This window comes from Niastella koreensis GR20-10 (assembly GCF_000246855.1).
Lineage (GTDB): Bacteria > Bacteroidota > Bacteroidia > Chitinophagales > Chitinophagaceae > Niastella > Niastella koreensis.
Window position 1 is genome coordinate 2,852,690 of sequence record NC_016609.1, and the last position, 17,392, is coordinate 2,870,081.

Annotated in this window: 2 protein-coding genes; both read right to left on the reverse strand. The window is 45.9% G+C overall.

Annotated features, from left to right (window positions below; translation table 11 throughout):
* Positions 1 to 124: 124 nt before the first annotated feature.
* Positions 125 to 11,089, reverse strand: coding sequence for a non-ribosomal peptide synthetase (locus NIAKO_RS11535; RefSeq protein ID WP_014218592.1), 10,965 nt, complete (start codon positions 11,087 to 11,089; stop codon positions 125 to 127).
* Positions 11,090 to 11,101: 12 nt separating this feature from the next.
* Positions 11,102 to 17,380: a non-ribosomal peptide synthetase gene (locus tag NIAKO_RS11540; protein ID WP_014218593.1), complete on the reverse strand. Its 6,279-nt coding sequence runs from the start codon at positions 17,378 to 17,380 to the stop codon at positions 11,102 to 11,104.
* Positions 17,381 to 17,392: the final 12 nt, after the last annotated feature.

Below are 17,392 nucleotides of genomic sequence, written 5' to 3' on the forward strand. Positions count from 1 at the left end.
GCCAGTTTTACTTTTACCAGAGATGAATGAATCCTCAAATGCGGCTACAGCTACAAATTACATTTACAACAGATAACAGCTGCTTGTAGTGGTACTAAATTTCAATACGGCTTTTACGAAACGATCAGGCAGAGAGGGCCTGCTGCAAAAGGGCTGTAAAGCTGTTCCGGATTGCTGTTCTTTGGTTATAAGGAAAGATCGTCGTATTAAAAATAAAATTCAACTTCAGGCAGTTTTTGTATTCTTTTGCCACGAACAACAAGCCGAAGTGTGTTACGATATCGCCATTTTTTTTGCTTTCTGCGGCCTCGCCAGAATAAACAGCATTTGTATGATCGCTGAAATTATGATAGTTAAAGAAAACTGCACTCTTCAACAGGTCCTCTACCCTTCCATTTGCCAATTCGTCTATCAGTTTGTCGAAAGGATACGCATCATGTTGCAGATCATCCAGAAATCCTGATTGTACGTTTTTCAAATGTTGCAATATGTCAGCAGCGTCTTTGATCTCATTTCTAACGATCAGCAGGTTGGCAAAGAAGCCGATGAGGCCTGTTACATCCATTTCACCGTAATACCTTGAATTTCTTCCCGACACCGCTGTGCAAATTGCTACATCGCGTTTATTGGTGATCCGGTGTATAAGCAGCATTAAAACACCTAATAAAAGACTGGTCCTTGTTAAAGCATTTTTTTTGCAAAATGTATCTATGCTTTCAAAAAAGGCGCCATCGAGGACCAGCGAAAGTTTATTGACATCTTCTTTGTTACCCTCATTGTTAGCGGTAAAGTTGGGAAATGGTGTACTTATTATACAATCATGTAGTTTTTGCAGCCAATATTTCTTATGTTCCAGGCCGGCCGATGAGTCAACAAAAGACCGTTGCCATTCAGAAAAATCTCTGTATTGAAATGTAAGTGCTTCAGGCATTGGTTTATTCCTGGCAGCTGCGGAATACAGGGCCGTCAATTCATTTTTTATAACAGCTGCGGAATAGCCATCTGAAATAATATGGTGTATGGTTATCAAAACAGCGAAGCGGTGATTGTTGAACCGGTATAGCCTTACCCGGAACAAGGGCGCTTTGAACAGGTCCGGCTCCCAATCGTGTTCAGCCAAAATGATCGTATCAAGGGTTTCTTCTTTGCCAACAGGAATGGGCCCTTCTACCTGAATACTCAATTCTCCGGGCGGCAATATGCGTTGTTTGATATCTTCCTTTATGCGTACAAACTCTGTTCGCAGCACCTCATGGCGATATACCAATTGATTGATAGCAGTGGTAAGCACGTCAATTTGTATATCATCGCTTTCATACGGCAATACGATCAGGTGATCGCCCTTCCTGTTCCATGAAGAAAAGTAGGCAAGTTGGTTATAGGAAGGCGCTGTGAGAACGCCGGGGGTAATTTGCCGGGCAATGCTTTCAATCGTTTTTTCCTCAAACAGCACCTTCAGGGGAATTGAACAGCCCATAGTGTCCTGTATCTTTTTTATGATCTCCATTGCCTTCAGCGAATTTCCACCCAACTCAAAATAGTCGTCATGCACGCTTATTTGTTCCAGGCCCAGTACCTGTTCCCAAACCATTGCTAGCTTACGCTGTGTTTCATTGGCGGGGGCTATGTAATTATCGCCCATGGATAGGGCAGACTTATAAGGATCCGGTAAGGCTTTTTTGTCGATCTTGCCATTGGACGTAATGGGCAAATGGGGTACCTGAACAAATTTAGCCGGCAGCATAAATGCCGGTAATGACCTTGTTATATGGTTTACAAGATCAGCTGTAGATAGGGGTTCGAAACTAACAAGATAGGCTACCAGCTCATTTCTTCCTTCTTTATCCTGCACAGGGACCACCACAGCCGCCTCTATTTGAGGAAAACGCATTAACACGCTTTCTATCTCTCCCGGCTCTATACGGTTGCCATTGATTTTTACCTGTTCATCTTTTCTGCCAATGTATTCTATGACCCCATCCGGAAGCCACCGGCCAAGATCACCTGTTTTGTACATCCGTTCGCCGGGAACAAACGGATTGGGAATAAATTTTTCAACTGTTTGCGATTGCTTATGCAGATAACCCCGTGCCAGTCCTGCCCCACCCACACATATTTCCCCCACAACGCCAACAGGCGCCAGCTTATTCCCTTCGTTTACGATATAAACCGGACTATTGGCAATGGGGCAACCGATGGGAATATTGTCATTCTTCAATAGGTTGGCATCCCGTACATGCATAATAGTGGCACAGATACTTGTTTCCGTAGGGCCATATGCATTATAGTACTCACCGTAACGCAGGAATTCACGTGCCTTGTTTGCGAGGGCGGCTTCCCCTGCGGTTACCAGTTTTTTCAGTGTTTTGATCCTGTCTATCTCCAGTACTCTTAAATATGCAGGCGGTATCAGGGCCCAGTCAATTTTATGATCGGTTATAAATTGCCCGAGCTTTGCGGGGTCGTTCCTGGTTTCGTCATCTACAATATGTAATTCAGCTCCGGATGCAAGAGACAGGAAGATCTCAAATGCCGACGCATCAAAAGAAAAGGAGGTGAGCTGAAGGGTTTTGTATCCTGGCGGTATAGCAATGACCCGTTGCGAAGCCTGAATGGTGTTGGCCAATCCCCTGTTTTCGACCATAACGCCTTTGGGCTCTCCGGATGAGCCGGAGGTATAAATGACATATACCAGGTCTTCGGGGTTCGATCCTGTTTGAAGTTCGGGACTAATATCTTCTGCTGCAGGCATCGGTATGTCTATCGCCAATACATTTCCCTGGTAATAGTCGAGATCAAAAAGATAAGTTGTTTCCGTAATGAGCACTTTTATCCTGGTATCCTTTAGTACAAAATCCTTTCTTGACCTTGGGTAATCGGGGTTCACAGGTACATAGGCTGCTCCGGCTTTTAATATACCCAGTATAGAAATGATCATATGCTCCGACCGGTTTAACAGCACGCCCATGAGCTCATTCTTTTCAACATGGTAATTTTTCTTAAGGAAACGTGCCAGTTGACCGGCTTTTTCATTCAGCTGCCTGTAGGTTAGCCTTGTTGTTCCAAAAACAAGGGCTGTAAGTTCAGGTGTTCGCAGCACCTGTTCTTCGAACAGGCTTATAATAGTTTTTTCTTTGATAACATCTGTAGCTGTTGCTGTTTTATTAAAGTCGCTAAGGAGCTGCTGTTTATCTTTTTCATTCAGCAGGTCAAACCGGTTTATCGGCACATCGGGGTGTGTAATAATAAGATCCAGTATTTGTTCAAGATGATTGCCCAATTGCTTTATCAGCCATTCGCTGTAAATGTCAGGGTCATAGGCGATGCGGACCTGTAATCCTTCGGGCGACTCTTCAAAGTTGAACACCAGGTCAAATACGCAACTGATAGTGCCGATCTCTCCATAACTGCCTACTGTAAACGGTTCTTTACCTTTACCGGCGCCCTTTTGGGCATTTCCGGCATTTTGTACAATTACCTGTACGTCAAAAAGCGGGTTTCTGCTTCTGTCGTGCTTTAAGTTAAGGTCGGTTACCAGTTGATCGAAAGGATAGATCTGGTGCTCGTAAGCTCCCAACGCCACCTGCCTTACGTTTGTTAAAAGCTCCCTAAAGGTATCAGTACCTTCAAAACGGGTACGCAAGGCCAGCGTATTTACATAAAAACCTACCTGATCTTCGAGGTCGGCATGTTCTCTGCCTGCAATGGGCGACCCAATGATAATATCTTCCTGTGAGGTGTATATATATAACAGGCCATTTACGGCAGCAAGCAGGGCCATAAACAAGGTGGCCTCCTGTTCTTTGGCCAGTGAACTGATGGCATCAGTGAGCTCTTTGCTAAAAACCATTTTTATAGAGGAACCATTATATGTTTTTACAACCGGGCGCACTTTATCAGTTGGGATATCCAGCACCGGCAGCACCCCTTCAAAATGTTTCAGCCAGTATGCTTTATGTTCCCGTAAAAGATCGGTCCCCAATTGCTCTTTTTGCCAAACTGAAAAATCTTTGTACTGGATGCGCAGGGGTTTCAGGGCGGGCGCTGTGCCGGTAATATAACTGTTATAAAATGCCATCAATTCCTGCATTTGTATACTTCTTGACCAGGCATCACTTATGATATGATGCGTTACACAGGTGAATACCCATTCCTGGTTTGCCCGCTGTATCAAACCGGCCCTTATCAATGGGCCTGCCGCAAGATCGAACGAACTGGTAAAATTATCTTTCACCAGTTGTTTGATCCTGTTTTCGGCGGTGCTATCTCCCCGTACATCATGCAGGGCCATATTGAATCCCACGTCATCGGGCGAAAGAATAAATTGTTTTATTTCTCCATTTTCATCTGTCCTGAATACGGTACGCAATACTTCATGCCTTTGGATCAGTGAGCGGAATGCATATGCCAATGCTTCACTATTCAGGTCTCCTTTAAACACACGTACATCTTTTACATTATAGGCAATATTTACTTCGCCTAACTGGCATAAGATCCATAACCTGTACTGTGAGGCAGACAAAGGATAACCGGATGCAGACATGGAAGCAGGACTGATTGGGATAAATAGGTTTTTTCTGGCTTTTTGTATCAAAGCAGCCTGTTCTTCCAATACAGGCATTTCAAAAACATCTTTCAGGGCAATGCTTACTTCAAAGGTTTTATGTATGAGGTTTACCAGGCGTGTGGCGCGCAGGCTATGCCCCCCCACTTCAAAAAAATTGTCTTTTACCCCTATCCGTTGCCGTCCTGTTATCTCCTGCCATATTATTGCCAGTTTCTCTTCTGTTTCATTCCGCGGAGCAACAAAATTTTCAGCGCCATATAATACAATGCCCTCCGGCTCCGGCAGGTTTTTCCGGTCTATTTTCCCGTTTACCGTTAATGGCATTTCCGTTAACTGAATAAAATAAGCGGGTATCATAAATGCCGGCAGTTTTTTTGCCAGGTACGTACGCAGCTCAGTTATATCAATTTCGCCCTCACCTACAAAATAGGCCGTCAGTTCCTTTTCTTCGTTAATTATTTTTTTAGCAATTACAACGGCTGACTGAATGCCCGGAAAGCGCTGTACTGTATTTTCAATTTCACCCGGTTCTACCCGAAATCCATTTATTTTAACCTGGTCGTCTTTTCTTCCCATAAACAGGATATTGCCGTCGGGCAACCAGCAGCCAAGATCACCGGTGCGGTACATTCTGCCATCCTTTCTGAACGGATCTTCAATAAACTTTTCTGCAGTTAACACTTCATTGTTAAGATACCCTCTTGCCAAACCATCGCCGGCAACATGTATTTCACCTTTAACGCCTACAGGGCATAGCTGCCCGTAATGGTCGAGTATGTACGCAAAACTGTTATTGATGGGGCGCCCTACCGGTATTACGTTATCTCCGGGGTTTAGGGTATAGGTGGTAGAAAATGTAGTGTTCTCTGTTGGTCCATAACCATTAATTATTCGCAAAGCCGGATAATGCTGTTGTAAAGTTCGTACATGGGTTTCAGACAGCTTGTCGCCCCCCGCCACAATGGTATGCAATCCATCGAATACGGCTATGTTTTCATCAACGAGCTGGTTTAGTAAACCGGCGGTAAACCACGACACAGTTACACCCTGCTTTTTTATCAATGCCGATAAGCGCTTACTATCAAGCAACTCATCCGCCTCACATAATACCAACGTGCCGCCGTTCAACAACATACTCCAGTACTCAAAGGTGGTACCGTCGAACGCAATGGCGCTGGTTGATATCAAAACATCTTTTTGGGTTATGCCGGCAAAGTTATCTGGCTTTAACAGTCTTACTATTGAACGGTGCTCTACCAGTACGCCTTTGGGCGTACCTGAAGAACCGGATGTATACATAACATAAGCAACATCTGTGCTGCAGGGATCTTCATACTGAATCGTATCGCTTTCCGCTATCATCAACGCTTCTATATCCATCTCAAGCAACCGGCCTCCGAAGTAGTGCAGGTCGGGCGCATATTCCATTTGGGTGATCAATACTTTACAGCCTGTATCTTTCAATATGAAATCTTTCCTTTCATCGGGGAAGGCAGGATCGATGGGAACGTATGCGGCGCCGGCTTTTAGAATGCCGAGAATGGCGATGATCAGTTTTTCAGACCGGCTTATCATAATGCCTGCAAAGTCGCCCCTTTTTATTCCATATTTTTCCCTTAAATATACAGCCAGTTTGTCCGACTGTTTATCCAGTTCCTTGTAGTCAATGCTTATATCTCCTGCTATCAGGGCGGTTTTGCCGGGCGTCAATGCTGTCTGTTCGCGGAAAAGAGCGGCGACCGTTTTATCACCAGGATAGGTTACCCCTGTATTGTTAAATTCATATAACAACTGGCTTTTTTCTGCTTCGCTTATATACTCAATCAGCCTCACCGGTTTAGCGGGTTCCTTTATAACAGCGATTATCAATTGTTCAAGGTGGTTCAGCAAACGTACGGCAGTGCTTTTATTAAAAAGATCTGTATTGTATACAAGCCCTGCCCTGAGTTCATCGCCGCTTTCAACAAATTCAAAGCTGAGGTCAAAACGACTGGAGGTCGCGTTTTGTAAACTGTAATCACTTACGCTCAATCCTTTCTGGCTTTCCCCGGTGTGAGCGGCTGTTTTCCTGGGCGTTTGCATACTAACACATACGTCGAATAACGGGTTACGGCTCAGATCATGCTGTAATTCCAGTTGCTGAATAAGTTCATCAAAGGGGTATGCTTCGTATTCAAATGCATTTAATGAATGTTGCCTTAGCTGTTCCTGAATATCAATAAAGCTGTCATTGCCCGTAAAACGCGCTCTTACCGGTAGTGTATTTACATAAAAACCTATCTGGTCTTCCAGATCGGCATGCTGCCGCCCTGCTATCAGGGTGCCGGTAATAATGTCTTCCTGACCGGTATGCCTGTATAGTAACACATTTACCGCGGCAAGCAGCGAAATAAACAGCGTGCTGTCGCCTTCTTTGCCCAATGCTTTTAACCGGTCCGCATGCTGCCTGCTGATTATTTTGGCCGAGTATGCGCCATTGTATGTTTTTCTTGCAGGTCTCGGCCTGTCGGTGAGTATATCGAGTACAGGCAGTTCCCCTTCAAAAGCATTCAGCCAGTATGCTTTATGCGCTTTCATCTGCTCTCCGCTTAACTGGCTGCGTTGCCACACTGCAAAGTCCTTATACTGAATACGAAGGGGTGGTAAGGAAGCAGACCCCGCATTCCGGTAACTGTTATAAAAAAGAAGGAGTTCTTTGGTTAGAATATTTCTCGACCATCCATCGCTGATAAGATGGTGCATTACGCAGGAAAATACCCATTTATGATCTGTAAGGCCAATCAGGCATGCCGTTATCAGTGGGCCCGTTGCCAGGTTGAAAGGCCTTCTGTAAGCGGCGTTTACGAGTTCCTGTGCTTTTTGCTCCTGTTGCGGTTCATTACGAAGATCGTGAAACGTTATATTTAAAGATGCGTCTTCTGGTGCAAGCACAAACTGTTTTACTTCACCCGCCTGGTCTTCCCTGAATACAGTTCTTAATATTTCATGGCGTTCTATTACATTTTTGAAGGCATATTCCAGTGCGTTACGGTCCAGTGGGCCTTCAAATACCTGTGATGACGGTACAACATACCCGATATTCGCCTGCTCGAACTGGCTCAGCAACCACAGCCTGTATTGTGCGGAGGATAGCGGGTAACCCGATGAACTGACTGCCGCCGGTTCGATAGGCGCCCATAATGACCTTGGGCTGTTCGCGATCATTTTCGCCTGGTCTTCCAGCACCAGCGTGGCAAAAATATCTTTGAGCCCTATGGTTACCTGGAACGTTTTGTGAATTAAGTTCACCAAACGGATGGCGCGCAAACTATGCCCGCCCACTGCAAAGAAATTATCGGTTACGCTTACGCTTTCCCTGTCCAGTACCTCCTTCCATATTTCTACCAGCTTTTCTTCTGTTTTATTACGGGGGCCAATAAAATTGGTGACAGCCGGTTCTTCCGGCGCCGGCAATCGCTTTCTGTCAATTTTTCCGTTCCTGGTGAGTGGAAAATGATCAATTTGCTGGTAATGTTGCGGCGCCATGTAAGCCGGCAATGTATTGGTAAGATGCGTTCTTAACAAGTCCGGGTCAATAGCCTGTTTGCCTGTATAGTACGCCACCAGTACATTTTCACTTTCAGCAATCATCCGGGCCAGTACTATAACCGATGTTACTCCTTCACAGGCTAGCAGCGCCTGTTCGATTTCTCCCAATTCCACGCGGTATCCCCGGATCTTGACCTGGCTATCCTTGCGTCCCAGAAAAAGCATATCGCCGTCTGGTAACCATATGCCAAGATCACCGGTCTTATAAATAAGTTCACCTTTTTTGAAAGGGTTGGCTACAAACTTTTGGGCGGTTAGCGCCGGCTGGTTCAGATATCCCTGCGCCAGGCCCCTGCCGCTTATACAGATCTCTCCCGCTACGCCTGCCGGTAAAAGACTGGCGTGCTCGTCCAGTACATATATAGCTGTATTTCCAAATGGTTTGCCCAGTGGAACTCGTTCAATTTTATCGTGAACGGCCACCTTTTTTATTAATTTCCCGATAGTAGTCTCGGAAGGTCCATAGTGATTATACACGTCACAGGCACCCTGACCAGCCCTTACCATTTCAATGATATCCCCGGTAAGCGTTTCTCCGCCAAATACCAGGCATTTTTGAGGCAGAAAGAAATCATTGCTGTCCTGCAACGCCTTCCAGTGTGAGGGAACTATTTTTATGCAATCGGGTTTTTGCTGCCGCATCTTTTTACCATTCGTTACCTCATCTGCTGAATACACCTGTAACATACCGCCTAACAATAATGATGTATATATTACGGTGTTGCCTAAATCGGCTGCGGCGGTAGATACCAGGCCAAAAGTTTTGCAATCACCAATATTGGTGGCATTCAGGATACCGTAATGATAGTCTGTGACATTGCTATGGGTAACCATTACTCCTTTAGGTTCGCCCGTTGTTCCCGAGGTGTATACGAGGTAGGCCAGGTGTTCGGGTTGTATGCGGGTTTCACAGTGGGGTGATGTTTCCAATGTGTCTAACTGAACGTCAATGGCAAAAACAGGCCCATTGTAATAGCTCACATTAAAAAGGTGATCGGTTTGGGTGATCAGCAATTTTACGCCTGCGTCGCGGGTTATATAGGCTTGCCGCGATGCGGGGTTATCAGGTTCTATCACTACATAGCTTCCGCCGGCCTTCAGCACCCCAAACATTGCAATGATCAATTTTTCTGACCGGTCCAACACAATGCCTACGCGGTCATTGGCCCCTATTCCATGTTCTTTTTTTAGAAAATTTGCCAGCCGGTTCACTTTTTCATTAAAGCCGGCATAACTGAGGACAGCTTTTCCTGCTACCAATGCAATGGCATCGGGTGTTTTTGCTACCTGTTCTTCGAATATCGTTATGATGTTATGTTGTGCCGGGTAGCTTACCGCAGACGTGCCGAAGTCGTCCAATAACTGCTTTGTTTCTGCCGCATCCAATAAATCAAGGCCGGTAAGCGGCGCTGCCGGTTCGGTAATTATCGCGTCTATTAACTGCTCCAGGTGGCCTGCCATTCTTTGTATCAATCCGGCGTCGTACATGTCTTTATCGTATACTATTCTTAAAAGCAGTTGTTCGCCGGTATCGGTAATGAAAAAAGTAAGGTCAAATTTATTGACCACATGTTCTATTGACCTGTGTTCTTTTACATTTATTTTATTTAATTGCCGGGGTTCTGTGGTTTTATTACTGGCCAGGTTTATGTTTTGCAGCACCACCATTACGTCAAATAACGGATGGCGGCTTCTGTCGCGGTCCGGCTCCAACGAATCTACCAACTCGTCGAACGGGAAATCCTGGTGAGCGAAAGCACCCATGGTAACCTCCCCTACTTTGTTTAGCAGTTCCTTAAAGTTTTGTTGCCCGTTAAAACGGGTCCTCAGCGCCAATGTATTTACATAGAACCCGATCTGATTTTCCAATTCGATGTGTTCACGGCTTGCTATCGATGTGCCAATAACTATGTCTTCCTGTCCTGTATACCTGTAAAGCAGGGTTTTTACAAGAGCCAGCATGGTCATAAATAAAGTGGCGCCTTCTTCCCCACCCAGTTTTTTAATGGCAGCCGTAAGCCGGGAATTTATGGTAGCACGTACCACACCGCCCTGATTGCTTTTTACAGCTGGTCTTGTTTTTCCCGTGGCCAGATTGAATACGGGTATATCGCCTTCAAACTGTTTTAACCAGTACGTTTTATTCGTTTCGGCCATACTGCCTGCCAACTGCTGCTGCTGCCAGGCGGCAAAGTCTTTATATTGAATACGGAGCGGCGTCAACGGCACCACCTCGTTCCGGATGCGTGCGTTATAGATCGTCATTAGCTCACGTACCAGCACACCTGTTGACCAGGCATCACCAATAATATGATGCATCACATAAGAGAAAACCCATTTGCCATCGCTCATTTTGTAAAGCGTAGCTTTTAACAAAGGACCTTCCGCCAGGTTGAACGAGGTGCGTTCAGCCTGGTGTATAGATACATTCAATTGCGTTTCCTGGTCGGCATAATTACAAAGGTCAACATACATGATCGCTGTTCCCGACGCTTCGGGCGTTAGCACATATTGCCGCACTTCGCCATGATCATTTATTTTGAATACGGTGCGCAGGATCTCGTGGCGGGCGATCAGGCTGTTAAATGCAAATTCCAGCCCGGCGACGTTTAACTCACCTTCAAAAACATGACTGCCTCTCAGGTTGTATGCTGAGCTTTCGGGCTCCAGCTGGTTCAATACCCATAAGCGGCGTTGGGCAGACGATAAAACATAGTCCCTGCTTTGGGCAACTAATGGTATAAAGAGGTCCGGTACGCCTCCAGGGTTAACCGAACTGTTACCAGAAAGGATCTGCAACAGGTCTGATTTCCGCTTTTTTATTTCTGCGAGCAATAAGGGATCAGGATTACTTTCGGCAAATACTTTGAGCTCACCATTCACCACTTCAAGCAGGATATTGTTATCCCTTATATCAGCCAATAGTTTTTTCATAATAGTAAGAAGTTAGATGTCGATTTGAATAAGTTCTGCTTTGGTTTGCCCTTGCTTTTTTTGTTGTAGTAAAAAGTCTATCTGGTCTGCAATACGCTCAATAGTACCTTCTTTAAAAATGCTGACAATTGGTATTTTTACCTGGTAAGCGTCATTGATCCTGGCAAGCAATTGTATGGCATTCAGGCTATGGCCGCCTGCGTCAAAAAAATTGTCTGTAATGCTTAACATTTCTAAGCCTAGCACTTCCTGCCATATTTGCATCAGTTTTGTTTCTGTTCCTGTGCGTGGGGCCGCAGGCGTATCTGTATTATTGGCAAAAATGGTATCCGGCGCGGGCAGGGCTTTTTTATCCAGTTTGCCGTTTATGGTGAGCGGCAGCTTATCCAATTGTATAAATTGCGAAGGGATCATGTAAGCCGGCAATTTATTTCGCAGATAAGCGAGCATTTGTTCTTTGTTAAAATGGTTTGCCGGAACAATGTAGGCAACCAGCTGTTTGTCGCCGGTGCGCATCGTTGCGGCCACAACTGCTGCCTCATTTACCAACACACACTCCTTTAACGCGTGCATCACTTCACCAAGCTCGATCCTGTAACCCCTGATCTTGATCTGTTCATCTATGCGCCCCAGGTATTCGATATTGCCATCCGGCAGCCAGCGGCCCCTGTCGCCGGTCCTGTACAATTTATACTTTCCGTTGCCATATACATCGTCGACAAATGTCTGGTCCGTAAGATCAGGCCGGTTAAGATATCCACGCGAAACGCATATCCCTGTTACGCAAATTTCACCGGCTACGCCAACGGGACATAATTGTGCCGCCGCATCCAGAATATAGATGCGGGTATTTTGTATGGGTTTACCTATAGGTATCTGATGTGCTTCAGGGGTTTGGTAAATAGCATGATGGCATATGTCGTCCGACGCCTCTGTGGGGCCGTATGCATTCATTACCGGTATACGGGCGAGCGCCCTGTTACCGAACCATTTTTCGAGCAGCTTTCTGTTTACTGCCTCACCGGTAACCAGCAGCCATTTTAATTTATCAAGGGCCAGGTTTTTTAACGTATCCAATGCAACGGCAAGGTATGAGGGCACCAGTTCAAGAATGGTTACCCCGCTTTCATTAACTGAATGCATCAGTTCACCAGGCCGGTATATAAGTTCTTCAGGGTAAACAATTGTTTGACCGCCCTTCAGTAAAGCTGCCAGCATCTGCCATACAGAAATATCAAAAGTAAAGGCAGCGGTATAGGCAATTACGGTGTTTTCGTCAATTGTAAGATCGTTTATTTTGGCCAGCAGATGGTTTAACATACCGGCATGTTCTACCATAACCCCTTTGGGATTTCCGGTTGAGCCCGAAGTATAGATAACATACGCCAGGTTGTTAGGGGTAACAGTTTCAACTGTTTCTTCAACAACAAGCGTATCAATGTAGGTGCGCTCGTCACCGGGATCTATCAACTGAATGCCCGGTATAGCCTGTAATGCGGTTCTATGGCCGGTGCTGCAAATAACAATGCCTGCCTTACAATCTGTGAGCAGGTATTTGATCCTTTCCGGCGGGTAATCCATATCAACAGGCACATAAGCGGCCCCGGCACGCATAACACCGAGTATACCGGTGATCATGTCGAGCGAACGTTCCATGCACATGGGCACCAATGTGCCGGCGCCCACATTCAGCGATCGTAACCGGCTGGCGAGCGTGGCAGAACGTTTATTCAGTTCGTCATAGGTGATGGTTTCATCGTTAAACCTGGCGGCTATAGCTAATGGCGTGCGGCTTACCTGTTCTTTAAACAAATCGATTGCTGTAACTGACGAAGGGTATTCTACCGTGTTATCATTAAACACATTCAGTAACAGATGTTTTTCTTCTGCATCAGGAAAGGGCAGCGTGCCAATAGGTGTTTCCGGTTGTAATGTGGCGCATTCCATTAACCGGTACAAATGCCCCGCCATTCGTTCTGCCGTACTTCTGTCATATATATCGGTATTATAACTTATGGCCAGTTGCAAACCATTTTCCGCTTTTATAAATTCAAACAACAGGTCAAATTTACCTGCCAGCCCTTCTGCGGGTTGGTCATCTGCAGTAACCTGGCCATTCGTATTATGCAGCACAAGCATAACATCGATAAGGGGATGCCTGCTCATATCGCGGCGAAGGTTCAGTTCGTTCACCAGCTCTTCAAACGGATATACGCTGTGCTCGTATGAGCCCAACGCCACCTTTCTAACATTCGTCAATAACTGCCAATAACTGTCTGTGCTACTGAAACGGGTACGTAAAGCCAGCGTTTTAAGGTAACAGCCAACCTGCGCTTCCAGCTCAATATGTTCCCGGCCGGTTGCTACTGTTCCAATGATAATATCCTGCTGATGACTGTATTTATGCAGCAGCATATTAACAAAGGCCAGGAGGCTCATGAACAGCGTGGCGCCGGCCTCGCCATTCAGCTGGTATATACGGCCCACAATTGCTGCGGGGATACTTTTTCTTACAATGCCGCCGCGATAGGTCTTTACCGCCGGGCGGGGTTTGTTATAAGGGAGGTCAAGCACAGGCAACTCATCACTGAACCGGGAGAGCCACCAGTCTCTGTGCTCATTTAACTGTTCCCCTTTTAGTTGTTCCTGCTCCCATGCGGCGTAGTCTTTGTACTGTATATGCAGCGGGGGGAGCGATAAAGGCGTATTATTTACCCTTGCGTTATAGATGTGTAATAATTCATTTACAAGAATGCCCACCGACCATTCATCGCCAATAATATGGTGCATGGACAGGTTCAATTCCCAGGTGCCGTCTTTACCCCGTAGCAAAAGCAATCGTAATAAAGGACCCATTGAAAGATCAAATGGCTGGGTAAAAGAAGTTTGATCAACACAAAAATGGGGCATGGCGGCTGCAGGCTCCAGTATATACTGCCGCACCTCCCCTGCCGCCTCCTGTTTAAAAACAGTGCGCAGGATCTCGTGCCGTTCAATTAAAGTGTGCAAAGAACCGGTCAATGCGTCGCGATCAGGCTCGCTGCTCAAAAGCCGCCTGATACGAAGCACATAGGCCTGGTTGGCATCTTCAAACTGGCTAACCACCCAAATCCTGAGTTGCGAAGATGATAAATTATAACTGGCTTGTTTGGGGGCAGGCGTGATGGCAGCAAAAAGCTTTGTACCGGCCTGGCTTATCAACGCTGCCTGCTCTTCCAATACCGGATGTGTAAACAGGTCTTTTAACGTTACGCTTACATTAAATACCATTTGTATACGCGACAACAACTGTATCGCTTTTATACTATGCCCGCCACGGGCAAAGAAGTCGTCTTTTATACCAATAGGGGCATTACCTAAGATGGATTCCCAGATGCCTGCCAGTTTTTCTTCGGTTTCATTACCCGGTATTACATATTTTACGCCCGTGTTTTGCGTTGTTATATTCGGAGGCGGCAGTTGCTTCCTGTTTATTTTTCCACTTTCATTCAATGGGAATTTGTCTAACTGCACATACCAGGATGGGACCATATATTCCGGCAGCTTTTTACGAAGAAAGGCGCGGATGTTCAGGATATTAATTTCAACGGTGCCGGTCATATAGGCCACCAGGCCCTTTTCGTTTGTTTGCGGGTCATGATGAACAGTTACATAGGCAGCATTTATACCGGGATGCTGTTGCAGCGCCTTATTGATTTCGCCAGGCTCTATTCGAAAGCCTCTTATTTTTACCTGATCGTCTTTCCGACCCAGGTACTCAATTTGCCCGTTTGGCAACCAGCGACCAAGATCGCCTGTGCGATAGATGCGTTGCCCTTCTTTATACGGATCAGCGACAAATTTCCCGGCAGTTAACGCCGGGTCATTCAGGTAACCCCTGGCCAGGCCGGCGCCGCCGATACATATTTCCCCCGCAACGCCTATGGGGGCCAGCCTGTTCAAGGCTGAATAAATATACATCCTGGTGTTCCATATGGGGCTGCCAATAGGAACAACCATATCACTGGCAGAAGTTTTATAAGTACTGGCGTCAATGGACGCTTCCGTTGGCCCATAAAAGTTATACAAAGGAATAGCGGTCACTTCATACCAACGCCTGATCATCTCCAGTGGTAACGCTTCTCCCCCTGCAATAGCAAACCGCACCGTATTCAGCAATTCGGCTACACCGGGCCGGGCGAGTAATGAAATGAGATCATTCAACATGGTAGGTACCATGTCGAGGCAGGTAACACCGTGCCTGGCTATCAGTGCCGCTACACGTTCTACAGAAGCTGCGTCCTCTGCTGGGCATACAATCATTTTTGCACCCATACACAAAGGCATAAAGATCTCATATACAGAAACGTCAAAGGTGGAATTGGTCTTTTGCAGTACCACATCCCGGGAAGAAAAGGCGTGGGTACGCCACATCCATTCCAGGCGGTTGATCACACCCCGGTGTTCTATCATACAGCCTTTGGGCCTTCCCGTTGATCCTGAAGTGTACATAACATATAAAAGGTCGGCAGGCGTATTTACCGGCGCCGGGTTTTCTGCAGCGTATTCCCCGGAATGCGACTGAAATTTTTCCAGTTCCGTAGTATCTATCACCAGCCTGCATTTGCTGTCTTCTTTGATGTAGTCGATGCGGCTTTGCGGAAAGGCCGGGTCGATGGGCAGGTAAGCGCCGCCCGCCTTCAATACGCCCAGCATGGCCGTGATCATAGAAATACCGCGTTCCAGTTGTATGCCTATTATTTCTTCCCGTTGTATCCGGTATGTTTTGTTAAGGTAACTGCCAAGCTTATTGGCCTGCTTGTTTAGTTCGGTGAAGGTGATTGCTGTTTCACCAGCTACGATGGCAACCGCCTCAGGCATTTTCTTTACCTGTTCTTCAAACAGGTCTATGATCGTTTTGTCATGTGAAAATGGCGTAGCCGTATCATTAAATTCAAATACCAGCTGATCTTTCTCTTCCGCTGTTAGTATATCCAGCTCATTCAAAACAATGTCAGGGTGTTTAACAACTGCTTCTATTAGTTTAGTAAGATGTGCCGTGAGCCGGGTTATCTGTACTTCATCGTATATTAATTCATTGTAATGCACTTTTAGAGTAAGTATGTTGCCCGGCACCACCATCACCCAAAGATCATAACTGGTTTGTTCAAATGTTTCCACCGTACTAAATGCAACCGACGGTTGTGCGGGAACACTTTTATTTATCCCCGATGATGCTATTTGCTTCACAGGCTCCTGGTCGGGGTAATTCTCAAAAACAATAATATGATCAAAAAGCTGTTGTGCTACAGGTGATGCAGCCTGAATATCGGCCAGCTGCACATAATGATGGTCAGTACTGCGGATAAAATCATGCTGTACTTCCTGTAATAATGCGGCAAAAGTTTGTTCATCCTTTATCCGTATCCTTACGGGAATGGTATTGATGAATAAGCCGATCATCTCCTCCACGCCTTCCAGTTCGGGTGGTCGTCCCGATACAACAGATCCAAATACAACATCATTCGTATTGTTGTACCTGCCCAACAGTATGCTCCATATGGCCTGGATGAATGTATTTTCAGTGACCTGCAGGCTTATGCACAATTGATTGATATCATTTCTCAGATCGCCTTTTATAGAAACAGGTTTCATGCTGCCCCTAGATGGGCCGTTGCTGTTTTGGGGCGGCAGTACCGGCACACCGGCAGGTTGCTGGTAAGACGAAAGATAATTACGCCAGTATTCCAGCGAAGCTGCCATATTCTGCCGGCCCAGCCATTTAATATATTCCGAATACGGGGAAGTTTTTGTTGGTTTTACGTTTTTACCCTGCACACGCGCCATGTATATTTCCAGAAATTCCTTTATCAATATCCGAACACACCAGCCATCCATGAGAATATGATGGTGGCTCCAGATAAACTGGTACTGGTCTTCAGCTGTTTTTATTACAGACAAACGGATCTGTGAGCCTTTATGAAGATTGAATCCTTTTTGGCGGTCGGCTTCCTTATAGGCGGTTAAAGAGAAGCCGGCATCACTGCTTACATTTTTAAACTCAAAAGAGGCCGTTTGGCCCTGTTTAACTACCTGCAGCGGTTCTTCGCCTAAAGAGTGGGTAAAAAATGTACGCAGTATCGCATACCGTGTTATAAGTTGTTGAAAGCTTTCTTCGAGCAACTGCAGGTTCAGGTTTCCACTTATGGTACAGCTTATCTGTGAAAAATATGCCTGCGACCCGGGATCATTCAGCCAATGAAAATATAATCCTTTTTGTAACGGACTCAACGGATAAACATCTTCCAACATACAGAATATTTG

Excerpts from the sequence above, each read along its gene's own strand:
- NIAKO_RS11535 (WP_014218592.1), bottom strand. The coding sequence starts at position 11,089 with ATGAAAAAACTATTGGCTGATATAAGGGATAACAATATCCTGCTTGAA.
- NIAKO_RS11540 (WP_014218593.1), bottom strand. The coding sequence starts at position 17,380 with ATGTTGGAAGATGTTTATCCGTTGAGTCCGTTACAAAAAGGATTATAT.